Source organism: Burkholderia sp. E168m22 (assembly GCF_001319805.1).
Classification (GTDB): Bacteria; Pseudomonadota; Gammaproteobacteria; order Burkholderiales; family Burkholderiaceae; genus Burkholderia; species Burkholderia orbicola.
The window spans coordinates 119,147-141,488 of the sequence record NZ_BBSK01000147.1 but is presented as its reverse complement, the minus strand read 5'-3'; the positions used below and the strand labels follow the sequence as shown (position 1 = coordinate 141,488).

Annotated in this window: 24 protein-coding genes; 16 read left to right on the top strand and 8 right to left on the bottom strand. The window is 67.8% G+C overall.

What is annotated here, in order from left to right; all coding sequences use genetic code 11:
• Positions 1 to 9: 9 nt before the first annotated feature.
• From AP428_RS32670 to AP428_RS32620, 11 genes are all read left to right on the top strand, one after another.
• The gene (locus AP428_RS32670) at positions 10 to 795 is read left to right on the top strand and encodes an ABC transporter ATP-binding protein (protein WP_011549809.1); all 786 of its coding nucleotides are present in this window, start codon (positions 10 to 12) and stop codon (positions 793 to 795) included.
• Entirely contained in the window at positions 792 to 1,511 is a 720-nt protein-coding gene (locus AP428_RS32665) for an ABC transporter ATP-binding protein (protein WP_011549810.1), read from the top strand. Before AP428_RS32670 ends, AP428_RS32665 begins: the two co-directional genes overlap by 4 nt.
• Positions 1,508 to 2,905: an MFS transporter gene (locus AP428_RS32660; RefSeq protein ID WP_011695034.1), complete on the top strand. Its 1,398-nt coding sequence runs from the start codon at positions 1,508 to 1,510 to the stop codon at positions 2,903 to 2,905. Before AP428_RS32665 ends, AP428_RS32660 begins: the two co-directional genes overlap by 4 nt.
• 100 nt (positions 2,906 to 3,005) lie before the next feature.
• Positions 3,006 to 3,902, top strand: a complete 897-nt coding sequence (gene rfbA / locus AP428_RS32655) for a glucose-1-phosphate thymidylyltransferase RfbA (protein WP_011695035.1) — start codon at positions 3,006 to 3,008, stop codon at positions 3,900 to 3,902.
• The gene (gene rfbC / locus AP428_RS32650) at positions 3,899 to 4,480 is read left to right on the top strand and encodes a dTDP-4-dehydrorhamnose 3,5-epimerase (protein ID WP_011695036.1); all 582 of its coding nucleotides are present in this window, start codon (positions 3,899 to 3,901) and stop codon (positions 4,478 to 4,480) included. The genes rfbA and rfbC overlap by 4 nt, the downstream gene beginning before the upstream one ends.
• The gene (rfbD, locus tag AP428_RS32645) at positions 4,477 to 5,361 is read left to right on the top strand and encodes a dTDP-4-dehydrorhamnose reductase (RefSeq protein WP_011549811.1); all 885 of its coding nucleotides are present in this window, start codon (positions 4,477 to 4,479) and stop codon (positions 5,359 to 5,361) included. The genes rfbC and rfbD overlap by 4 nt, the downstream gene beginning before the upstream one ends.
• Positions 5,358 to 6,374 (top strand): dTDP-glucose 4,6-dehydratase, encoded by a 1,017-nt coding sequence (gene rfbB, locus AP428_RS32640; protein WP_011695037.1) that lies wholly within the window; start codon positions 5,358 to 5,360, stop codon positions 6,372 to 6,374. Before rfbD ends, rfbB begins: the two co-directional genes overlap by 4 nt.
• A gap of 172 nt (positions 6,375 to 6,546) precedes the next feature.
• Positions 6,547 to 6,738, top strand: a complete 192-nt coding sequence (locus AP428_RS37050) for a hypothetical protein (protein ID WP_027810892.1) — start codon at positions 6,547 to 6,549, stop codon at positions 6,736 to 6,738.
• Positions 6,739 to 7,107: 369 nt separating this feature from the next.
• Complete coding sequence (locus AP428_RS32630) at positions 7,108 to 7,551, top strand: Hsp20/alpha crystallin family protein (RefSeq protein WP_011549814.1); 444 nt, start codon at positions 7,108 to 7,110, stop codon at positions 7,549 to 7,551.
• Between the two features lie 36 nt (positions 7,552 to 7,587).
• Entirely contained in the window at positions 7,588 to 8,013 is a 426-nt protein-coding gene (locus AP428_RS32625; protein ID WP_041489578.1) for an Hsp20/alpha crystallin family protein, read from the top strand.
• 168 nt (positions 8,014 to 8,181) lie between these two features.
• Positions 8,182 to 8,478, top strand: coding sequence for a hypothetical protein (locus AP428_RS32620; protein WP_011549816.1), 297 nt, complete (start codon positions 8,182 to 8,184; stop codon positions 8,476 to 8,478).
• A gap of 131 nt (positions 8,479 to 8,609) precedes the next feature.
• Here AP428_RS32620 and AP428_RS32615 read toward each other — a convergent pair whose 3' ends face one another.
• The 5 genes from AP428_RS32615 to AP428_RS32595 all read right to left on the bottom strand — a co-directional run bounded on the left by AP428_RS32615 (position 8,610) and on the right by AP428_RS32595 (position 13,706).
• Positions 8,610 to 9,608, bottom strand: a complete 999-nt coding sequence (locus AP428_RS32615; protein WP_011549817.1) for a transketolase family protein — start codon at positions 9,606 to 9,608, stop codon at positions 8,610 to 8,612.
• Positions 9,605 to 10,450, bottom strand: a complete 846-nt coding sequence (locus tag AP428_RS32610) for a transketolase (protein WP_011549818.1) — start codon at positions 10,448 to 10,450, stop codon at positions 9,605 to 9,607. The genes AP428_RS32615 and AP428_RS32610 overlap by 4 nt, the downstream gene beginning before the upstream one ends.
• 49 nt (positions 10,451 to 10,499) lie before the next feature.
• Positions 10,500 to 11,825: an MFS transporter gene (locus tag AP428_RS32605; protein WP_011549819.1), complete on the bottom strand. Its 1,326-nt coding sequence runs from the start codon at positions 11,823 to 11,825 to the stop codon at positions 10,500 to 10,502.
• A 74-nt stretch (positions 11,826 to 11,899) separates the two neighbouring features.
• Complete coding sequence (locus AP428_RS32600) at positions 11,900 to 12,649, bottom strand: SDR family NAD(P)-dependent oxidoreductase (protein WP_011549820.1); 750 nt, start codon at positions 12,647 to 12,649, stop codon at positions 11,900 to 11,902.
• A gap of 157 nt (positions 12,650 to 12,806) precedes the next feature.
• Positions 12,807 to 13,706, bottom strand: coding sequence for a LysR substrate-binding domain-containing protein (locus AP428_RS32595; protein ID WP_054928667.1), 900 nt, complete (start codon positions 13,704 to 13,706; stop codon positions 12,807 to 12,809).
• On the opposite strand from AP428_RS32595, the gene AP428_RS37045 reads away from it, so the two are divergent.
• From AP428_RS37045 to dctA, 3 genes are read left to right on the top strand one after another with little or no spacing between them, the layout of a single operon-like run.
• Positions 13,705 to 13,953, top strand: a complete 249-nt coding sequence (locus AP428_RS37045) for a hypothetical protein (RefSeq protein WP_127479534.1) — start codon at positions 13,705 to 13,707, stop codon at positions 13,951 to 13,953. The two genes, AP428_RS32595 and AP428_RS37045, sit on opposite strands and share 2 nt — an antisense overlap.
• A 17-nt stretch (positions 13,954 to 13,970) precedes the next feature.
• Positions 13,971 to 14,894, top strand: a complete 924-nt coding sequence (locus AP428_RS32590; protein WP_011549822.1) for a LysR family transcriptional regulator — start codon at positions 13,971 to 13,973, stop codon at positions 14,892 to 14,894.
• Between the two features lie 34 nt (positions 14,895 to 14,928).
• A complete protein-coding gene (dctA, locus tag AP428_RS32585; protein ID WP_011549823.1) occupies positions 14,929 to 16,263 on the top strand; it encodes a C4-dicarboxylate transporter DctA in 1,335 nt (444 codons plus the stop codon).
• 24 nt (positions 16,264 to 16,287) lie between these two features.
• Here the strand turns inward: dctA and AP428_RS32580 are convergent, their stop codons facing one another.
• Together AP428_RS32580 and AP428_RS32575 are read right to left on the bottom strand one after the other, a co-directional pair.
• Positions 16,288 to 17,070: a substrate-binding domain-containing protein gene (locus tag AP428_RS32580; protein WP_011549824.1), complete on the bottom strand. Its 783-nt coding sequence runs from the start codon at positions 17,068 to 17,070 to the stop codon at positions 16,288 to 16,290.
• A 55-nt stretch (positions 17,071 to 17,125) separates the two neighbouring features.
• Complete coding sequence (locus AP428_RS32575; protein ID WP_011549825.1) at positions 17,126 to 18,421, bottom strand: MFS transporter; 1,296 nt, start codon at positions 18,419 to 18,421, stop codon at positions 17,126 to 17,128.
• Between the two features lie 337 nt (positions 18,422 to 18,758).
• Between AP428_RS32575 and AP428_RS32570 the strand changes: the two genes are divergently transcribed.
• Positions 18,759 to 20,267 (top strand): diguanylate cyclase, encoded by a 1,509-nt coding sequence (locus tag AP428_RS32570; RefSeq protein ID WP_011549826.1) that lies wholly within the window; start codon positions 18,759 to 18,761, stop codon positions 20,265 to 20,267.
• A 99-nt stretch (positions 20,268 to 20,366) separates the two neighbouring features.
• On the opposite strand, the gene AP428_RS32565 is transcribed toward AP428_RS32570, so the two are convergent.
• Complete coding sequence (locus AP428_RS32565) at positions 20,367 to 21,272, bottom strand: LysR family transcriptional regulator (protein WP_011549827.1); 906 nt, start codon at positions 21,270 to 21,272, stop codon at positions 20,367 to 20,369.
• 110 nt (positions 21,273 to 21,382) lie between these two features.
• On the opposite strand from AP428_RS32565, the gene AP428_RS32560 reads away from it, so the two are divergent.
• Positions 21,383 to 22,246 carry an SDR family oxidoreductase gene (locus AP428_RS32560; RefSeq protein ID WP_011549828.1) on the top strand — a complete coding sequence of 288 codons (864 nt, stop codon included), beginning with the start codon at positions 21,383 to 21,385 and terminating at the stop codon, positions 22,244 to 22,246.
• The last annotated feature ends 96 nt before the right edge of the window (positions 22,247 to 22,342 follow it).

The following is a 22,342-nucleotide window of genomic DNA, read 5'->3' as shown; positions in this document are numbered from 1 at the left end:
GGTGCGGCCATGAGCGCGCTGCTCGATCTAGACGGCGTGACGATCCGCTACGGCGAGAACGTCGTCTTGTCCGGGATCACGCTGTCGGTCGACGGCGGCGAGATCGTCGGACTGCTCGGCCCGAACGGCTCCGGCAAGAGCACCGCGCTCAACGCGATCACCGGCTTCGCGCCGCTCGCGGCGGGCGCGATCCGCTTCGACGGCCAGCGTATCGACGCGCTGTCGCCGCACAAGATCGCCCGGCTGGGGGTGCGCCGCACGTTCCAGTTGCCGTCGATGCCCGCGCGCATGTCGGTGCTCGAACTCGCGATGGCGGCTTCGTCCGCGCACCACGGCATCGCCGCCGCCCTCTGGCGCGGCCGGGCGACGCGCGCGCTCGATGCCGATACCCGTACGCGCGCCGCCGCGCTGCTGGACGAGCTGAAACTGTCGGGCGTCGCGCACCTTTCCGCCGCGTCGATCTCCGGCGGCCAGAAGAAGCTGCTGGGCATCGCGTGCGCGATGATGACCGAGCCCAAGCTGCTGCTGCTCGACGAGCCGACCGCCGGCGTGCACCCGAACCTGCGCGGCGAATTGATCGACGCGCTGCAACGGATTCGCGAACAGGGCGTCACGCTGGTCGTCATCGAGCACGACATGCATTTCATCCGCGAGCTGTGCGACCGCTGTGTCGTGCTGGACCGCGGCGTGACGATCGCGAACTGCCGCCCGGCCGAGCTGGAGCGCAACCGTCGCGTACTCGATGCGTATCTCGGGCGCGCCCATGCCGCCCCTCGCCCGCTGGAGGCGTCATGATCGACGTGCGCGAACTCGTCGCCGGCTACACACCCGAAGTCGACATCCTGCACGGTGTGTCGCTCACGGTTGGCGCGATCGACATCGTGACGATCCTCGGCCCGAACGGCTGCGGAAAATCGACGCTGCTGAAGGCGATCGCGGGCTTCGTGCTGCCGCGCGCCGGCAGCGTGACGATCCAGGGCACGGACGTGGCGCGCGTGCCGGTCCATCGCAAGATCCGCGAGTACGGGATCGGCTTCGTGCCGCAGACCGACAACGTGTTCGCGTCGCTGACCGTGCGGGAGAACCTGATGCTCGGCGGCCAGTCGATGTCGGCGTTCCCGCGCGAGGCCCGCATCGACGAGCTGTGCGAGCAGTACCCGGTGCTGCGGCGTCGCCACCGGTCGCTGGCTGGCGCGTTGTCTGGCGGCGAGCGGCAAATCGTGTCGCTCGCCCGCGCGCTGATGCCGCGGCCCGTGTTGCTGCTGCTCGACGAGCCGTCGGCGGGCCTGTCGCCGAAGATGGTCGACGAGGTGTTCGACGCGATCGTCCGGATGCGCGACACCGAGCATATCGCCGTGCTGATGGTCGAGCAGAATGCGATCGAGGCGCTGCGCATCGCGGATCGCGGCATCGTGCTGACGATGGGGCGCGTCGCGCTCGAAGGCTCCGCTGCCGAGTTGCTCGACAGCGACGAGATGCGGCGCCTGTACCTCGGCGGGAGGGCCGCATGAACGGCGGGCGTGCCGCGCCGGCCGCCGGCGCATACGCATCCGCGGCGGCGCGCCCCGTGCTCGTGATGGTCGCGCTCGCGTGCGGCTTCGTGATGGCCATGCTCGACGTGACGATCGTCAACGTCGCGCTGAAGGCGATGGAAACCAGCCTGTCGATGTCGTTGACCGCGCTGGTGTGGGTCGTCGATGCGTACACGCTCAGCTTCGCGGCGCTGCTGCTGCTCGGCGGCGCGCTCGCGAACCGCTACGGGTCGAAAGCCGTCTACGTCGCGGGGCTCGCGCTGTTCGTCGGCGCGTCGGTGCTGTGCGCGGCCGCGCAGTCCAGCGGCGCACTGGTCGCGGCGCGCCTCGCCCAGGGTGTCGGCGCGGCGCTCTTCATGCCGAGTTCGCTGAGCCTGCTCACGCTCGCGTTCCCGCCGGGACCGACGCGCACGCGGATGATCGGCATCTGGGGCGCACTGGTGTCGGCCGCGATGGCGCTCGGGCCCTGCGTCGGCGGCGTGCTGGTCGACGCGATCGGCTGGCGCGGCATCTTCTGGGTGAACCTGCCGGTCGGGGCGGCCGGCCTGTGGCTCACGTACCGGCATATCGCGCGGGCGCCGCGTCATCCGGGCCCGTTGAACGCGCTCGGCCATCTGTTCGGCGCACTCGCGCTCGCCGCGCTGAGCTTCACGCTGATCGAAGGGCCCAGCGCCGGCTGGCGTTCGCCGTCGATCCTCGCCGGCGTGGCCGCGACGTTGGCCGCCACCGCGGCATTCGCATTGCGCGAGCGCTACGCGACCTCGCGCATCCTGTCGCCGGCGCTGCTCGCGAACCGGCGCTTCGTCGCGGGCAGCACGCTGGGCCTCGCGATCAACTTCGGCATTCTCGCCGAGATCTTCTTGTTGAGCCTCTATTTGCAGAACGTCCGCGGCGCGAGCGCACTCGTCGCCGGATTCGAGCTGTTTCCGCTGATGGCGATGTTCGGCATCGGCAATCTCGCGTCCGCGAAGGTCAGCGCCCGGCTCGGCGCGCGCCGCACGCTGCTCACCGGGCTCGCGCTCGCCGCGCTCGGCAGCGTGGCGCTCGTCGGCGTCGCGGCGATGCCGTATCCGGTGCTGGCGCTGGCGGTCGGCCTCGCCAACTTCGGTGCCGGCCAGGCCATTCCGGCGATGAATCTCGTCGTGATGCAGTCGGCCGATGCGGCGGACGCGAATCTCGCCGCCGCGTCGCTGAACGCGAGCCGGCAGATCGGCTCGCTCGTCGGCATCGCGATCGCGTCGGTGATCCTGCACGTGGTCGACGATCCGGACCGCGCGACGGCCGTCGGCTTCGCGGTGATCGCCGCGCTGTACGCGCTCGGCTTCGCGATCGTGTTTCGTGCGATTCACGCCGGGCCTGCCGAGCAGTCGTAGCCGGGCGCGCACGGGTATCGCCGGCAATCGGGCGCGATCGGCGCATTCGGTGTATTCCGCGTATCACGCACGCATTTTTCCTCTTGCAGCGAGGGACCTCATGCAAACAGCGATTGGCCGTAAAGGACTGATTCTGGCGGGCGGCTCGGGCACCCGGCTCCATCCGCTCACGCATTCGGTATCGAAGCAATTGATGCCGGTGTACGACAAACCGATGATCTATTACCCGCTCAGCACGATCATGCTGTCGGGCATCCGCGACGTGCTGATCATCTCGACGCCGCGCGATCTCGACGCGTTCCAGCAACTGCTCGGCGACGGCAGCCAGTGGGGCATGAGCTTTTCGTATGCGGTGCAGCCGAGCCCCGACGGGCTTGCGCAGGCGTTCGTGATCGGCGCGCCGTTCATCGGTCGCGACGCGGCGACGCTCGTGCTCGGCGACAACATCTATCACGGGCCCGCGCTGTCGTCGCTGCTGCAGCAAGCCGCCGCACGGACCGCCGGCGCGACCGTGTTCGGCTATTACGTGCGCGATCCGGAGCGCTACGGCGTCGTGTCGTTCGATGCGGATGGCCGCGCGATCGACCTCGAGGAGAAACCGCGCGAGCCGAAGTCGAACTACGCGGTCACCGGCCTCTATTTCTACGACAACGACGTCGTCGAACTGGCGAAGGCCGTGCGACCGTCCGCGCGCGGCGAGCTGGAAATCACCGACCTGAACCTCGCGTATCTCGCGCGCGGCACGCTGAACGTCGAGCTACTCGGGCGCGGCTACGCATGGCTCGACACCGGCACGCACGAATCGCTGCTCGACGCGGCCAATTTCATCCAGGTGATGCAGGCGCGACAGGGTCTGCAAATCGCGTGTCCCGAGGAAATTGCGTACCGGCTCGGCTGGATCGATGCGGAGCAGCTCGAAACGCTCGCGCACAAGCTCGCGAAAAGCGGTTACGGCCGCTATCTGCTCGATCTGCTGAGCAAGGAGGTCGCGGCATGACACGGGTGATCGAGACACCGTTGCCGGGCGTGCTGCTGATCGAGCCCGGCGTGTTCGGCGATGCACGCGGCTTTTTCGTCGAAAGCTTCCGGGCAAGCTGGCTGCGCGATGCGGGCGTTGACGCCACCTTCGTGCAGGACAACCAGTCGCGCTCGCGGCGCGGCGTGCTGCGCGGGCTGCACTACCAGCGGGTGAATCCGCAAGGCAAGTTGGTGCACGCGTCGCGCGGCGCGGTCTACGACGTCGCCGTCGACATCCGGCGCGGCTCGCCGTCCTTCGGCCGCTGGTTCGGCGCGCTGCTCGACGACGTATCGCACCGGATGCTATGGATTCCGCCCGGCTTCGCGCATGGCTTCTGCGTGTTGTCCGACGAGGCCGACTTCGCGTACAAGTGCACGCAGTATTACGATCCCGATTCGGATGCGGGTGTGCGCTGGGACGATCCGGCGATCGGCATCGACTGGCCGGATTCCGGCGCACCGTATCAGTTGTCGGACAAGGATCGTCGGCAGCCGCCGCTCGCCGAACTCGCCGCCGGCGCGCCGGGGATGCTGCCGGCCTACGGGAGCGCGCGATGACGATCGTCGTGACCGGCGCACTCGGCCAGGTCGGCCGCGAACTGGTGTTGCGCGCGGGCGAGCAGCCGCTCGTCGGGCTGTCGCGCGCCGCGCTCGACATCGACGACGCAGACGCGGTGCGCCACGCGCTCGACGAACAGCGCGCCACGCTCGTGATCAATGCCGCCGGATGGACCGCCGTCGACCGCGCGGAGGCCGAGCCCGATGCCGCGTGGCGGGCGAACCGCGACGGCCCCGCCGTGCTGGCCGACGCATGCGCCGCGCGCGGCATTCCGTTGCTCCATCTGTCGACCGACTATGTGTTCGACGGCCGCCTGCCTGGCCCGTACGCGGAAGCCGCCGCCGTCGGGCCGCTCGGCGTATACGGCCGCAGCAAGCTCGCGGGCGAGGAAGCGGTGCGCGAGCGGTTGCCCGACCGTCACCTGATTCTGCGCGTCGCCTGGGTATTCGGCGCGCACGGCAGCAATTTCGTGCGCACCATGCTGCGCCTGGCGCGCGAGCGCGAGGTCGTCGGCGTCGTCGCCGATCAGTACGGCGGCCCGACGCATGCCGGCGCGATCGCCGACGCGCTGCTGACGATCGCGGCGCGCTACCGGGCCGGTGAAGCGCTGCGCTGGGGCACCTATCACCTGTGCGGCACGCCCGTGACCACGTGGCACGGCTTCGCCGAAACGATCTTCACCGAGGCGCGGCGCACCGGCCTCATCGACCGCGTGCCGCTGGTCCGGCCGATCCGGACCGACGCCTATCCGTTGCCTGCGCCGAGACCGGCGAATTCCGCGCTCGACTGCAGCCTCCTGCGAGAACACTTCGGGGTCGAATCGCCTTCGTGGATCGCGGGTCTAACCGACGTGTTTGCCACCTGGAAGCGAAACCCATGAGCTATCGACCGAAACATGTTCTCGTGACGGGCGGTGCCGGTTTCATCGGCGCCAATTTTGTGCGTCATCTGCTCGAAAGCGACCCGCAGGTCAGCGTCACCACGCTGGATCTGCTGACCTATGCGGGCAGCCTCGACAATCTCGGCGACGACCTGCCGGGTGCCGATCGGCATCGCTTCGTCCTCGGCGACATCTGCGACCGACCGCTCGTCGAGTCGCTGCTGCGCGACCATGCGATCGACACCGTCGTCCACTTCGCGGCCGAAAGCCACGTCGACCGCTCGATCGACGGTCCCGGCGAGTTCGTCCGCACGAACGTGCTCGGCACGTGGACGCTGCTCGATGCGTGCCGCCAGATCTGGCTGAACGATCAGAAACTCGGCCGGGCCGACGCCCACGCGCGACGGCGCTTTCACCATATCGGCACCGACGAGGTGTACGGTTCGCTGGGCCCCGACGACCCGCCGTTTTGCGAAACGACGCCGTATGCGCCGAATTCTCCGTACTCGGCCACCAAGGCAAGCTCGGATCACCTCGTGCGAGCGTATTTCCATACGTACGGCCTGCCCGTCACCACGACGAACTGCTCGAACAATTACGGGCCGCGCCAGCACGGCGAAAAGTTCATTCCGACCGTGATCCGTCATTGCGTCGAAGGCACCGACATCCCCGTGTACGGCGACGGAGCGAACGTGCGCGACTGGCTGTACGTCGACGACCATTGCCGCGCGATCGACGCGGTCATCCGGCGCGGGACGATCGGCGAGACCTACACCGTCGGCGGCTGCAACGAATGGCGCAATGTCGACATCGTCGCGCTGATCTGTACGCTGCTCGACGCGCGACGGCCCGAACACGCGCCGCATGCGCGGCTCGTCCGGTTCGTCACCGATCGCGCCGGTCACGACCGGCGGTATGCGATCGATGCGGGGAAGCTCGCTCGCGAACTGCAATGGCGGCCGGCGGAGAGCTTCGAAACGGGGATCGTGAAGACGCTGGATTGGTATCTATAGGCGGCCGCGCTCATCCGGTGTACGTTGCGCCGTGCCGAGGGCCGAGGTCAATCGGCAAGCCGTGGTCGCTGACGGTGTCGCGTGAACCTTTCTATTTGAAAGTTTCACGCGGCCCGCGCCTTGCTCACCTGCAACGTGCGCAACATCCCAGGTTGCGACCAAGGAGAGCAAGATGACACGTCAACAGCCACAGGCAGACAAGCAGACAGGTAACGAGAAGCCCGCGGAGAAACGCGACGATGGGCAGCAGACCTTCGAAACCGATATTTCGGAAACCGGCGACGACGGCACCACGGTGCGTCAGGCCGAGGTTCGCGAGGACGACTTGTCCGAAGTGAAGCCGCCGTCCGGGCCGTCGCGCTGAACCGATGGACGCGACGCGACGGCGCAGGTACGCCGCCGCGTCTTTTCCAGCGTGCCGTTGCAAATTCCGCCTTCTATCGCCGTGCTTTGATCCGCGCAGCGCCGGACATGTCGGCCCCCGCCATCGCGACGCCGATCATGCCGTCGCCCCGACGATGAGTCTCCTCCAGGGCACCCGCACGTATCGACAGAATGCCGTCGCCCTCCCCCTTGAAATTCACTCGACGTATCCTATTTTAGGTATCGCTCAAGGCAGTCGCGGTTGACGCGCTGCGTGTTTCGATTTGTTAGTCAGCGACCCTGTCGCGGATGGACGAACTGGAGCGCGTGGTCCGGTTCGTCCCTTCGCACAGGGCAACAGGAGCCAATCATGAGCGATATCTTCTTCCCCACTGATCTGCTGGCGGAATTCGACCGCCTGCAACGGCAGATGGCCAGCGCGTTCACGGGCTTTCCGGCCAGCCTGCGCGCACCGCGGCCCGGTACGTTCCCACCGCTCAATATCGGCAGCACCGACGACACGATCGAGATCGTCGCGTTCGCGCCGGGTCTCGACCCCGCGAAGATCGACATCTCCGTCGATCGCCGGCTGCTGACGATCAGCGGCGAGCGCACACCCCCGGACGACGGCGCGACCGACGACGAGCGGCGCATCTACGCGAACGAGCGTTTCATGGGCACGTTCCGCCGCGTGGTCGAGCTACCGCAGCATGCGGACCCCGACAAGATCGAGGCCCGCTATGCGAACGGCTGCCTGACGATCAGCGTCGGCAAGTCGGAAGCCTCGAAGCCGCGGGCGATTACCGTCCAGTAAACAGTACGACGTCACGAACGCATGACGGAGGACATCATGAGTGACACGAACACGACCGAACTGACCACCCGTCCGGCCGAGACGCGAACGGCCGTGACGAACCGCGAAGCGGCTCAGCGCGACACGCCGCGCACGCGGATTGCGCCCGCCGTCGACATCGTCGAGGATGCGCACGGCATCACGTTGTACGCGGACCTGCCGGGCGTACCGCGCGACAAGCTCGACGTCCGCGTGCACGACGGCAGCCTCGCCATCGAAGCGGAGGCCGTCATTCCGACGCCACCGGGTTTGCGTCTGCAGCACGGCGAAGTGCAGCATCCGCACTTCTCGCGCGCCTTCACGCTCAGCCCGGATTTCGACGTGTCGCGCATCGACGCGCAACTGCGCGACGGCGTGCTGAAACTGAGTATCCCGCGGCGTGAAGAAGCGAAGCCGCGGCGGATTCAGGTGGTGGCGGGGTGAGTGGACGCGCCGGGTGCGTGTGATCGCCCCGGCGCGATCCGCAACGCTTCGTACGCCGGATGTGGGCATCCCGCGCTCACGCTCGCGGCGTGAAGGGCTGGCGCCCCGCTTGCGCGGCGGCGCCAGCGCGTCGACACACCTGTCGCATTTCCCTGCAGGAGGCATCCGATGCATACCAACAGGACGATCGAACATGGTGGATATACGGTCCGGGCCGTGGTGACCGACACGGAGACGGGCCGCTATTCGGCGGCGGCGATCCTCACGGATCGCGACGGTGAAACCCGGACGCTCGGCGTCGACGGCGACTTCGCCGATACCCGCGAAGCCAGCGACCAGGCGCTCGAACTCGCGCTTGCGTGGATTCAGCGACGGGCCGTCGTGTCGGACCGGTACGTCAGACGAAATCGCACCGGGCCGCGCCGCGATTCAGACAGCGTACCGCGTGCACGACGGCAAGCGTGATCTAGATCGCGCTTGCGACCAGTGACGGCCCGGCGGCCACGCCAGGCGAATGGGTTCGCCGTGCGCAGGCAGCCGGGTCGATCACCGACGCGCAATCCGCCACGCACCGGTATGTGACGGCCCGGTGATCGTCACCCGAGCCACGACCGGATATTCGCGCGCATCGCGCCAGCCGAGATCCCGTAGCGCTCATGCAACGTCGGCAGCGCGCCCGCGGCGAGGTACGCGTCCGGCAGCGCGATCTGCCGGAACGGCACCGTCACCCCGGCCCCGAGCAACGCGGTCGCGACCGCTTCGCCGAGCCCGCCGATCACCGTATGGTTCTCCGCGACGACGACCATGCGCCCTTTCCGTGCGGCCTCGCGGACGAGGGTCGCCGTATCGAGCGGCTTGATCGTCGGTACGTGCAGCACGGCGACATCGACGCGATCGGCTTCGAGCGCCTTCGCCACCTCGAGCGCACGCATCGTCATGATCCCGGACGAGATCAGCAGCACGTCGTTGCCGTCGCGCAGCAGCTTGGCCTTGCCGAGCTCGAAACGGTAATCGTATTCGTCGAGCACGGCCGGCACGTTGCCGCGCAGCAGACGCGCGTACACCGGCCCCTTGTGCGCGGCGATGGCCGGCACCATCTGTTCGATGTCGAGCGCGTCGCACGGGTCGATCACCGTCATGTTCGGCATCGCACGCATCAGCGCGAGATCCTCGGCGGCCTGGTGGCTCGGCCCGTAGCCGGTCGTGAGCCCCGGCAATGCGCAGATCAGCTTCACGTCGAGGTTGTCCTCGGCGATCGCCTGGTGAATGAAGTCGTACGCGCGGCGCGTCGCAAACACCGCATAGGTCGTGACGAACGGCTGCGCGCCTTCGTGCGCGAACCCGGCGGCGGCCCCCATCAGCAGTTGCTCGGCCATGCCCATCTGGTAGTACCGCTCCGGGAACGCCTTCGCGAAGATGTGCAGGTCGGTGTACTTACCGAGATCGGCCGTCATGCCGATCACGTTGGCGTTCGTGCGGGCGAGTTCGGTCAGCGCATGGCCGAACGGCGCGGAGCGGGTCGCCTGCCCTTCCGCGGCGATGGAGGCGATCATCGCCGACGTCTTCAGGCGCGGCTTGTTGTCGGCGGTGCTCATGCGTGTCTCCCTGCTTCGAGTGCGTCGAGCGCGAGTTGCCACTCGTGCGCATCGACCCGGATGAAATGGCTCTTCTCGCGTGCTTCGAGGAACGGCACGCCGCACCCCATCTTCGTGTCGCAGACGATGATGCGCGGCTGCGGCGCGTCGTGCCGGCGCGCATCGTCGAACGCGCGTTTCACCGCGTCGATGTCGTTGCCGTCCACCCGTTGCACGTACCAGCCGAACGCCTGGAGCTTGTCGACCAGCGGCTCGAACGCCATGACCTGGGTCGACGGGCCGTCGGCCTGCTGGTTGTTCACGTCGACGATCGCGATCAGGTTGTCGAGCTTCCAGTGCGCGGCCGACATCAGCCCTTCCCAGATCGCGCCTTCGTCCAGCTCGCCATCCGAGAACAGCGTGTAGACGAACGCATCGGAGCCCTTGCGCTTCAGGCCGAGACACCGGCCGACCGCGATCGTCAGCCCCTGCCCGAGCGAGCCGCCGGACATTTCCATTCCGGGCGTGTAGCTCGCCATGCCGGACATCGGCAAGCGGCTGTCGTCGCTGCCATAGGTTTCGAGTTCCGCGGCCGGCAGGATGCCGGCTTCGAACAGCGCCGCGTACAGCGCGATCGCATAGTGCCCGTTCGACAGCAGGAAGCGGTCGCGCCCTTCCCAGTCGGGATCGTCGGCGCGATAGCGCATCGCGCCGAAATAGGCGACGGCCAGCACGTCGGCGATGTCGAGCGCCTGGCCGACATAGCCCTGCCCCTGCACTTCGCCCATCAGCACGGCGTTTCTTCGGATGCGGTACGCGCGCTCGGCGAGCGTGACCGCTTCATGGATGGTTTCGGTTTCCATCGATCACTCCAGTATCGGGTCGGAAGGAATGCAAATGAATCGGCGGTGATCAGCGGTTCACGGATCGGGGCACGAGGAACACCAGCAGCGCGCCGGCCGTGATCGCGACGGAGATGAACACGAGCCCCGCGGTGGACTTGCCGGTCAGGTCGTTCAGCCAGCCGACGATCGCCGGCGAGAAGAAGCCCGCCAGGTTCGCGAAGCAGTTGACCGCGGCGATGCCCGCCGCCGCCGACATCCCGCCCAGCAACGCGGTCGGCAGCGACCAGAACTGCGACGACGACGCGAGGATGCCGGCGGACGCGATGCTCAGGCACACGATCGATGCGCCGACGCTGCCGAGCATCGGCAACGTGGCGAAGCCCGCCGCCGCGACCAGCATCGGCACCGCGAGATGGAAGCGTCGCTCGCGGCGACGATCCGCGCTGATGCCGATCAGCGGCAGCGCAACGATCGCGCACGCATACGGGATCGCGGTGAACAGACCGACCCACAGCGGATCGGCCACGCCCGCCTTGCGAATGATCGTCGGCAGCCAGAACGTGAGGCCGTACTGCCCGAGCACCACGCAGAAGTAGATCGCGGCCATCAGCCACAGCCGGCGGTCCGCGACGAAGGTCCGAATCGACAGGTGGGCGGTGGTGTGCGCGGCGTCGGCCGACACGTTGCGCGCGAGCAAGGCTTTTTCGGCGTCGGTCAGCCATTTCGCGCCGGCGATGCCGTCGTCGAGATACAGCAGGATCGCGAAACCCAGCACGAACGACGGCAGCGCCTCGAGCAGGAACAGCCACTTCCAGCCGGCCATCGACATCGCGCCGTGCAGCGAATGCATGATCGCGCCCGACAGCGGCCCGCCGATGATCCCGGCGAGCGGAATCGCCATGAAGAACAGCGACAGCGCCTTCGCGCGCCGCGCCGACGGGAACCAGTACGTGAGGTACAGGATCACGCCCGGCGCGAAGCCGGCTTCGGCGACGCCGAGCAGAAATCGCAGCACGTAGAACGCGGTGGGCGACTTGACGAACACGAAGCTCGCCGAGATCACCGCCCAGGTCAGCATGATGCGCGCGAGCCAGCGACGCGCGCCGACGCGATGCAGGATCAGGTTGCTCGGCACCTCGAACAGGAAATAACCGAGGAAGAAGATGCCGGCGCCCATCCCGTAGACCGTCTCGCTGAAACGCAGGTCGTTGAGCATCTGCAGTTTCGCGAAGCCGACGTTGACGCGGTCGAGATACGCGCCGAGGTAGCACAACATCAGGAACGGGATCAGCCGTCGCGCGACCTTCGCGTAGGTGGCCGCTTCGAACGTCCGCGCGTCGTCCCGTTGCAGCATCTCGCCCTCGACGGGCGGTGCGGGGTACTTTGCTCTCATCCTTGTCTCCTGCCATGGCCCCGGGTTGTCCCGGGTGCATGATGGTCGGCGCCGCGCATCGGGCGGCGCCGTTCTCAGTGAATCAGCATCCCGCCGTTGACGTCGAGCGTGATGCCCGTCAGGTAGCTCGACAGGTCGCTCAGCAGGAACAGGCACGCATGCGCGACGTCGGCAGCCTCGCCGAGCCGGCCGAGCGGAATGCCCTTGATGATGTCCTCGCGCATGTCGGGCGTCAGCTTGTCGCCGGTGATGTCGGTCTGGATCAGGCCCGGCGTGATCGAATTGACGCGGACCCGGTCGGCGCCGAATTCGCGCGCCATCGCCTTCGCGAGGCCGAGCACGCCGGCCTTGGCGGCGCTGTAGTGGGGGCCGCCGAAAATGCCGCCGCCGCGTTGCGCGGAGACCGACGACATGCAGACGATGCTGCCGCCGCGCTGCGCCTGCATCGCGGGCAGCACCGCTTGCGACATGTACAGCGTGCCGCGCAGGTTCACGTCGACGATCGCATCGAAGTCGCGCGCCGAGATCTCCAGCGTGCGCACCGGCTGCGTGATGCCGGCGTTGTTCACGAGGCCGTCGATGCGGCCGAAGTGCTCAAGCGTCGCGCGGGCGGCCGCCGCGCATGCGTCGCGATCGGTCACGTCGCAGGCGAGGCCGAGATGGCCGGCGCCGAGTTCGGCGGCGGCCGCTTCCGCGTCGTCGCGGCGCAGGTCGAGGATCGCCACGCGTGCGCCGTGCGCGGCCAGCGCGCGGGCCGTGGCCTTGCCGATCCCGCGCGGCGACGCGGCGCCGGTCACGATGATGGTCCGGTTGTCGAGCAACATCGCTTGTCTCCTGTGTTGATGTGTTGTCCGGAGTGTCGGCTCACCGGGCACCCGCATCAACGCGGAAACGCTCAGCCATAGTTGAGAAAATTTCAGATGACGGCAAGTAGCCGGTGCTGCAGCGCAATATCGCGGGGCGTGCCGCCGGATGGTGCGGTCAACCCGCTTGCTGATGAGCGGCGACTTCCCGCTCGATCCACGCCAGGAAGCGCTTCACGCGCGGCAATTCCGCGTTCTGCCGCGGGTAAACGAGATGATGAGCACCGACTTCGACCGCATGGCGCTCGCCGAACACCGGCACCAGCAGCCCTTGACGGATCTTCACCGACGCGAGCATCAGGCTTTCGAGCGCGATGCCGAGGCCGAGCGCGGCGGTTTCGAGCGACATGTACGAGCGGTCGAACGAGAAGTCGAAGGTTTTCTGCGCCGCCAGCGGCACGCCGGTGCGGCCGAACCACTGCTTCCACTGGACCAGCGGCGTTTCGGAATAGATCAGACGATGGGCGAGCAGGTCTTCCGGCGCGCGCACCGGATGCCGCTCGAGGTACTGCGGCGACGCGAGCGGCGCGATGAACTCGCCGCGCACCGTCTTCACCTCGAGGTTGTCCCAGTTGCCGTAGCCGTGCCGGACGTCGATATCGTAGAAGCCGTTCGAGAACGACACGTTTTCGTACGAGCACGCGAGGTTCAGCTGGATATCGCCGTTCGCCTCCTGAAACGACGACAGCCGCGGCAGCAGCCACATCAGCCCGAAGCTCGGGCTCGAATGCACGCGCAGGATATCGACTTCGGTGCGGCTCGACGCGCGCTCGGTCGCGCGGCTGAGGTCGGCCAGCGAGCCGGTGACGTCGGCCAGGTAGCGTTCGCCGGTCGGCGTGAGGACGAGGCCGCGCCCCGAGCGCTGAAACAGCGGTTGACCGATCTGCGCTTCGAGGTTGCTGAGCTGGTGACTGACGGCGGACGCGGTCAGGCCGAGCTCTTCCGCCGCGCGGTTGACGCTTTTGGTCCGGGCGACGCTTTCGAACGCGATGATGGCCTTGAGCGGCGGAATGCGCATGCTGGAATCCGTTGAAGAGAGCGGGCTCGCGCGGCTGGCCGGCACTGGCGGCAGCGCGGCAGCGCCGGAGCCCTGCCCGCCCAAAAGCGATACGGTACATCAGGAAGCGGCACCGGGACGATCGATTCGCGGCGCGGCCCGCGCTATCCCGGCGGCCCGGAGGCACGCCGAGCCACGCCGACGCCGCCGCACGGGCGACGCGACACGCATGACGCCGGCGGAATCATGCAAAATGCTGCGCATCTGAGTGGCGGAGAGTGACCGGTGGGCATCAATTTCGATTTGACGGACTTGCAGGCGTTTCGCGCGGTCGTGGAAACGGGCAGTTTCCGCAAGGCCGCCGAAGCGGTCAGCCTCTCGCAGCCTGCGTTGAGCCGCCGGATCGACAAGCTCGAGGACGCGCTCGGCGTGCGGCTCTTCGAGCGCACCACGCGCCGCGTCGCGCTCACCACCGTCGGCCGCGTGTTCGCGCAGAGCGCCGAACAACTGCTCGACGATCTCGACGCCGCGCTGCTCGGCATCCGGGACGTGTCGTCGAGCCGCCTGGGCCATGTGACAATCGCCTGCGTGCCGTCGGTCGCCTACTACTTCCTGCCGCCCATCATCGCCCGCTATCATCAGCGCTTTCCGCGCATCCGGGTGAAGCTGCTCGACGCCGGCGCCAACGAGGTGCTGGGCGCCGTCATCAGCGGCGAAGCGGATTTCGGCGTGAGCTTCATCGGCAGCCAGGAGGCGGAGGTCGAGTTCAAGGTGCTGCTCCAGGAGCGGTTCGTCGCCGCCTGCCGCTGCGACCACCCGCTCGCGCGCAAGAAGCGCGTCACCTGGAACGAGCTTTACGAGCACGACTACGTGTCCGTGGACAAGACGTCCGGTAACCGCCTGCTGCTCGACCAGGCCTTGGCGGCCGTCGCGCCGCGCACGCCGAGCGTGTGCGAGGCGCGCCACGTCACGACACTGCTCGGGCTGATCGAGGCGGGGCTCGGCGTCGCCGCGGTGCCGTCGATGGCGATGCCGGGCCATGACCACCCTGTCCTCACGAGCGTGCCGCTCGTCGAGCCGGCCGTGAAACGGCGGGTGGGCATCGTCAAGCGGCGCGGGCGCTCGCTGACGCCGGCCGCCGAGGCGTTTCACCGGATGATCGTCGACGCGAAGCGCGGCGACGCCGCCGGCAACGGCACATCGGCATGACGACGACGGAACGGAAACGAAGGAACACCGCATCGTGAGGGCGGCCCGGCTGTTCAAATCGCTTTACGTGCAGGTCCTGCTCGCGATGATCGTCGGCATCGGCATCGGTCACGTGTGGCCGGCGGCGGGCGCGATGCTCAAGCCGCTCAGCGACGCGTTCGTCGCGCTCGTGAAGATGACCATCGCACCGATCGTCTTTTGCACGATCGTGTCGGGCATCACGTCGTTGTCGAACGGGCAGGCGATCGGCCGCACGATCGTGCGTTCGCTCGCGCTGTTCTATCTGTTGACGGCCGCCGCGCTCGCGTTCGGGCTCGTCGTCGCCTACGTGCTGCGACCGGGCGCCGGCATGCACATCGACGTCCATCATCTGGATGCGAGCATCCTCGCACCGTATGCGAAGCATGCAGAGCCGCGCAGCCTGGTCACGTTCGCGCTCGGCATGATTCCGGACACGATGCTCGGCGCATTCGCCTCGGGCGAAGTGCTGCCGGTGCTGCTGCTGTCGCTGCTGTTCGGCTTCTCGCTGAATGCGCACCCGCGCGCCGCGCGGCCCGTGCTCGCGCTAATCGACGGCATCGCCCAGGTCGTCTTTCGCGTGCTCGCGATGATCATGCGGCTCGCGCCGCTCGGCGCATTCGGCGCGATGGCGTTTACGGTGGGCCGCTTCGGCATCGGTTCGGTCGGCTCGCTGGCGAAGCTGATGGTGTCCTTCTACGTGGCCTGCGCGCTGTTCGTCGCGCTGGTGCTCGCCCCGCTCGCGCGACTGCACGGCTTCGCGCTGTGGCGGCTGTTGCGCTACCTGCGCGAAGAGTTGCTGATCGTGCTCGCGACCTCGTCCACGGAGCCGGTCCTGCCGCGCCTGATCGTCAAGCTGGAAGCGCTCGGCTGCGACAAAGGCGTCGTCGGGCTCGTGCTGCCGGCCGGCTATTCGTTCAATCTGGACGGGACCGCGATCTACCTGACGCTCGCGGCGCTGTTCATCGCGCAGGCCTGCGACGTCCCGCTTTCCGCGCCGCAGGTCGCGACGATGCTCGCGATCATGCTGGTCACGTCCAAAGGGGCGGCCGGCGTGTCCGGCAGCGGACTCGTCGCGCTGGTCGCGACGCTCGCCGTGACGCCCGACCTGCCCGTCGCCGGGGTCGCGCTGCTGGTCGGCATCGATCGCTTCATGTCGGAGGCGCGCGCGCTGACCAGCGTGATCAGCAATGCGTGCGCGGTGATCTTCGTGTCGTCGTGGGAAGGTGCGTGCGATCGTGCGCGTCTCGCGCAGCGGCTCGCGGCGGCCGGGCCGGCGTTGACGAACGGGGCCGATGAAAACGGTGCCGCGGCAGACGGCGGCGGTGACAGCGACGGGAAGACGGTCTGATACGCGCCCGCCCGTCGCTCGGGCTCAATGCGCGGAAACGGAATCCAGGCCGGTCGATTTCACGTCGGCCTGCACGTCGGGCGACGCGAGATAGTCGAGCAGCGCCTTCGCTTCCTTCGGATGCTGGGCGCCGACCGGGATGCCGGCGGCGAAGCGCGTGACGGACTGCAGCGATTCGGGAATCTTGCCGACGAAAGTCGCCCCCTTGACGGGCAGCAGCTCGCTGACCTGCTGGAAGCCGATTTCGTAGTCGCCGTTCGCGACGACCGACGCCACCGGAATCCGCGGAATCATCTTCGCCTTCGACTTCACCTGCTCCTCGACGCCGAGCTTCTTGAACAGCTCACGTTCGATGTACACGCCGCTCGCGCTGTCCGAGTAGGCGATCGATTTCGCGTGCAGCAGCACCTGCTTGAGCCCTTCCGCGGTGCTGATGTCGGGTTTCGCCGCGCCGTCGCGCACGACCATGCCGATGCGCGAGTCGGCCAGATCGACGCGGGAATCGGGGATGACCTTGCCCTGCTTGATCAGATCGTCCAGCGCGTAGCCGACCATGATCACGGCGTCGGCGGGCTCGCCGCGCGCGAGCCGGTTCGGAATCGCTTCGGGCGACTTGCCCATCGACGGGCCGAGCGCGGTCGCGAGCGTATTGCCCGTCGTGGACGCGAACCGCGGGCCGAGCACCTTGTAGGCGGCGGTGAAACCGCCCGAGCTCATCACGTGCAGCTCGGCGGCCTGTACGTTGGCCGCCACCGCCGCGGTGGCGACGAGCGCGGTCGCGCAGCATTTCAGGAACAGATTTCTCATGGTCGTGGTCGTGCGAATACGTGGGTGGGGATGAACGTTCCGGCCGGGCCGGGCCTCAATGCGCCGGCGTCAACGTCGCGGCGCGGCGACGATAGAGCGCGAACGTCGCGAGCAGCGCGCACACCGCGGCGAAGCTCATCCAGTAGCCCGGTGCGGCCTTGTCGCCCGTCATGTGAATGAGCCCGGTCGAGATGGCCGGCGTGAAGCCGCCGAACACGGCCGTCGCGAGGCTGTAGGCGAGCGAGAAGCCCGCGACGCGCACCTGCACCGGCATCACTTCGGTGAGCGCGACGACCATCGCGCCGTTGTACATGCCGTACATGAACGACAGCCAGAGCAGCACGAGCAGCATGTTGACGAACGACGGCGCATGCGCGAGGAACGACAGCGCCGGGTAAGCGGTCACGACGGTGAGCATCGTCATGCCGACCAGCAGCGGCCGGCGGCCGATCCGGTCGGACAGCGCCCCGCCGATCGGCAACCACACGAAGTTCGACACGCCGACGCAGAGCGTGACGAGCAGGCTGTCGGCGGTGCTCAGATGCAGCACCGTCTTGCCGAAGGTCGGCGCGTAGACGGTGATCAGGTAGAAGCTCGTGGTGGTCATCGCGACCAGCATCATGCCGGCGACCACGACGCCCCAGTTCTGGACCAGCGTGCCGAACACCTCCTTCATGCCCGGACGATGCTTGCGCGCCTTGAACTCCTGGGTTTCCTCCAGATTGCGGCGCAGCATGAAGATGAACGGCACGATCATGCAGCCGACGAAGAACGGCACGCGCCATCCCCACGCCGCGATCTGCGAGGCGCTCAGCCACTGATTGAGCGCGAAGCCGAGGGCCGCCGCGATGACGATCGCCACCTGCTGGCTCGCCGATTGCCAGCTCGTGAAGAAGCCCTTGCGGCCCGGCGTTGCCAGCTCGGCGAGATAGACCGACACGCCGCCCAGCTCGGCGCCCGCGGAGAAGCCCTGCAGCAGCCGGCCGATCAGCACGAGCACGGGCGCCAGCAGCCCGATCGTCGCGTAGCCCGGCACGAACGCGATCAGGATGGTGCCGCTCGCCATGATGGACAGCGTGACGATCAGGCCCTTGCGGCGGCCGACCTCGTCGATGTACGCGCCCAGCACGATCGCGCCGAGCGGCCGCATCAGGAAGCCGGCGCCGAACACGGCGAAGGTCATCATCAACGATGCGAATTCGCTTTGCGCGGGGAAGAAGACGTTGGCGATCTGCGTGGCGTAGAAGCCGAACAGGAAGAAGTCGAACTGCTCGAGAAAGTTGCCGGCCGTGACGCGAAAGATCGCGGCGGCCTTCGAGCGTTCGGCCGGAAGGCTGGACGAGGGGTGCATCTGGGTGTCTCCTGAAAATCCTGGAATACGCGGGAGGGGCTGATCGATTGTCGTTTTCCGGCATGTTGGCGCGGTATCGATCAAACGATAAGTGCGATTTTCGGAACGATTGATGCAGGCTGGTTATCAATCGAAAGCGACCCGCGCGGGTCCGGACGGTGAGCGGGCCGTATCGCGGCATGGCCGCACACGTTTGCGTCGCCGCGCCGGGCCGATGCCGTCGACGGGCGGTCGATGAGCGGTCATGTCGGCCTCGATTTTTTGTTAACCGTGCCGTTAACCCTGACTGGACCCGCGCCGGCGCAAATGCAGCCGGCATCTCAAAACGAGCGCGAGCATGCCCGCATTCACTTCGATCGAGAAAATCGCCGACTGGGCCGGACGCCACCCGTTCGTCGTCGGCGCGTTGGGCACGCTGATGTCGCTGGCGGCACTCGGGATCAGCGCGGTGACGCTGTGGGTCGCGCGCAGCGAAGTCATCGAGCACGCGCATGAGACGTCGCGCAACGTCGCGGCCGTCCTGGCGAGTCAGATCGCGAGGACGGTCGAAACGTCGAACAACGCGCTGGTCGCGTTGGCCGCCGATCTCGGCAAGCCGGCGGTACAGCGGATGGACGTCGGGTTGCGGCACGACCTGCTGTTCGAGCGCACCGCGGCGCAATACATGACCGGCATGGGCGTGACCGACCGGCGCGGCCGCCTCATTGACGGGTGCTGCAGCACGACCCATCGCTGGGACTTCGCCGATCGCGACTACTTCAAGGTCCATCGCGATGCGGACAACGTCGGGCTCTACGTCTCCCAGCCCTATCGCGCGCGCTCGCGCGGCGGCAAGGAATCCATCGCGCTGTCGCGGCGCATCGAGCGGCCGGATCATACGTTCGACGGGATCGCGGTCGTCGCCGTCGATCTCGCTTACTTCGAGCAGTTGCTGTCCCGCCTCGATGTCGGGCCGAACGGCGTCAGCGCGATCGTGCGCGCGGACGGCACGATCCTCGCGAGAAACCCGTCGTTGAACGACGGCCAGATGAACCTCCTGCGCCGCTCGAAATCCTTCCAGCGGATGGTGAACAGCGAATCGGGCTTCTATCCCGCGCGTTCGAGCATCGACGGCATCGTGCGGCTGTACACCTACCAGCGGATACCGGGCACCCCGCTGATCGCGGTCGTCGCGCCGGCCGAAAACGACGTGCTGGCCGGCATTCGGCGCCTGTCGTGGACGGTCGGCGTGTCGGCGTCCGTGATCGGCGCGTCGTTCTGCGCGGTGGTCTGGCTGCTGGCCTTCGCGTTGCGCGACAACTTCCGCAAGCAGACGCTGCTCACCGATCTCACGCGTACCGATCCGTTGACCGGATTGCGCAATCGTCGCGCGCTCGATACCGCACTGGCCGACGAATGGGAGCGGCTGCAGCGCGGCAGCGGCGGCAGCCTGTCGGTGCTGTTCATCGACGCCGATCACTTCAAGCAGTACAACGACCAGCACGGGCACGCGCAGGGCGACACCGCGCTGCGTTTTCTCGCCGAATGCATCCGCGCGCATACGCGGCGGCGCGGCGACCTCGCTGCGCGCTACGGCGGCGAGGAATTCGTCGCGGTGTTGCCGGATACGGACGAAAACGGCGCCGCGCAGGTCGCCGAAGCGATTCGCCGGGAAGTCGAAGGCAACCGGCTCGTCGGGTTTGCGGAAACCGTGCCGCCTTTCACCGTCAGCATCGGCTGTGCGACCGGTCGGCGCGCGCGGCACGCGTCCATGCTCGCGCTGTCGCACCAGGCGGACATGGCGCTCTACCGCGCGAAGCGCGAAGGCAGGAACCGCGTGTGTTGCGCGCAGCCGGACGCGGTGTGAAAGCCGCGGTTCGATCGGGACGGGTGGCGTGGCATGCGCCCTTGCCGATCGCGACGGCCGCCCGCTCGGGACATCGCGATGCGCGCCGCCGTGGCCGTTTCACTGCCCGGGTTCGATATACGCGGCCAGTTCTTCCGGCTCGCCTGACGGAAACGCGTCCTTCAGGTGATCGAGAAACGCGGACACGCGTGCGCTCAATAATCGCCTGGACGGATACAGCGCCCACAGGGCGATATCGGACCCCGGTACGTCGCCCCAACTGACGAGCGTGCCGGCAGCCAGATCGCGGCTCACGAGCGAGATCGGGAGGCACGCGGCGCCCAGGCCGAGGCGGACCGTATCGCGCACCATGCTCAGCGACGACAGCCGCGCCACCGGTTCGACCGGGATGCGCGCCGTGCCGGCCGGGCCGGTGACTTCCCATGCAGTGCGCGTATCGTTCGCGCCGCGCACCACGGCCGGTGCCGGCGTGGGCACGTCGCCGCCGGGCCGCGCCAGCCCCGGCTTCGCGACGACGACCAGCCGGTCGCGCAGGATCACGCGCCCGATCAGGCTCTCGTCGGGGTCCGGGTTCACGCGGATCACGAGGTCGTACCCTTCCTCGATCATGTCGACCGGCCGGTCTTCCGTCGTCACCTCCAGCCGGACGTCCGGGTATCTCAGCGCGAACGTCGCCACCAGCCTCCCCATCGCGAACTGGGAAAACAGCATCGGCGCGCTGATACGCAGCCGGCCGCGCGGCCGCTCGCTCCCCGCTGCAATCGCCGACGCGCTGTCGGCCAGTTCCGCGAGCAGCGCGCCCGTGCGCTCGTAGAGCGCGCGCCCTTCCTGCGTGAGCTTCACGCCGCGCGATCCGCGCTCGAACAGGCGCAGCGACAGACTGTTCTCCAGTTCCGCGACGCGGCGCGACAGCGTCGCCTTCGGGCGAGCCGCGACCCGCGCGGCTTCCCCGAAGCTGCCATGGCGGGCGACGAGATTGAAATCGGCGAGAGCGAGCAGGTCCATGCGTTCCACCAGTGAGACGACATGTCTATTTATCACATCTTCCGGATCGTGTGTGGATCACTTAACTTAGGTAGGCAGTCAACCCGACCATTACCTCAGGAGTGAACATCATGACCATTCTCGTTACCGGCGCCACCGGCCGTATCGGCCGCCAGCTCGTCCGTCAACTCGTCGATCGCGGCGCCGACGTGCGCGTGCTGGTGCGCGATCCGGCCAAGGCCGATTTTCCGGCGGCCGTGACCGTCGCGCAGGGCGACATGCTCGACGTCGACGCGCTGCGGGCGGCCTTCTCCGGCGTGCGCACGCTGTTCCTGCTCAACGGCGTGGCGGGCGACGAATTCACGCAGGCGCTGATCGTGCTGAACCTGGCCCGCGAAGCGGGTATCGAGCGCGTCGTCTATCTGTCGGTCCTGCACGCCGACCGCTTCGTGAACGTGCCGCACTTCGCGGTGAAATTCGGCGCGGAGCGGATGATCGAGCAGATGGGCTTCAGCGCGACGATCCTGCGGCCCGCGTATTTCATGGACAACGATGCGACGGTCAAGGACGTGATCGTCGGGCACGGCGTGTACCCGATGCCGATCGGCGGCAAGGGCATCGCGATGATCGACGCGCGCGACATCGCGGAAGTCGCGGCGCTCGAGTTGATCCGCCGCCACGATGCGCCCGGCAAGCTGCCGGTCGAGACCCTCAATCTCGTCGGGCCCGACACGCTGACCGGCCCGCAACTGGCGTCGATCTGGTCGGACACGCTCGGCCGCCCGGTTGCCTATGGCGGCGACGATCCGACGCCGTTCGAAGACAATTTCGCGACATTCATGCCGAAATGGATGGCGTACGAAATGCGGCTGATGGCCGAACGCTTCGTCAGCGACGGGATGGTGCCGGAGGCCGGCGACGTCGAGCGGCTGACCGCGATCCTCGGCCGCCCGCTGCGGACGTATCGTGACTTCGTGGCGACGCTCGTGCGTTGAGCGGGATGCGACGCACTCATGCGCCGCGCGGCAGTGCAGGGAGTCGCCGAGCGGTTGAACCGGCGGCGTGCGCGGCCGGTTCGCCGCGACCGCCAT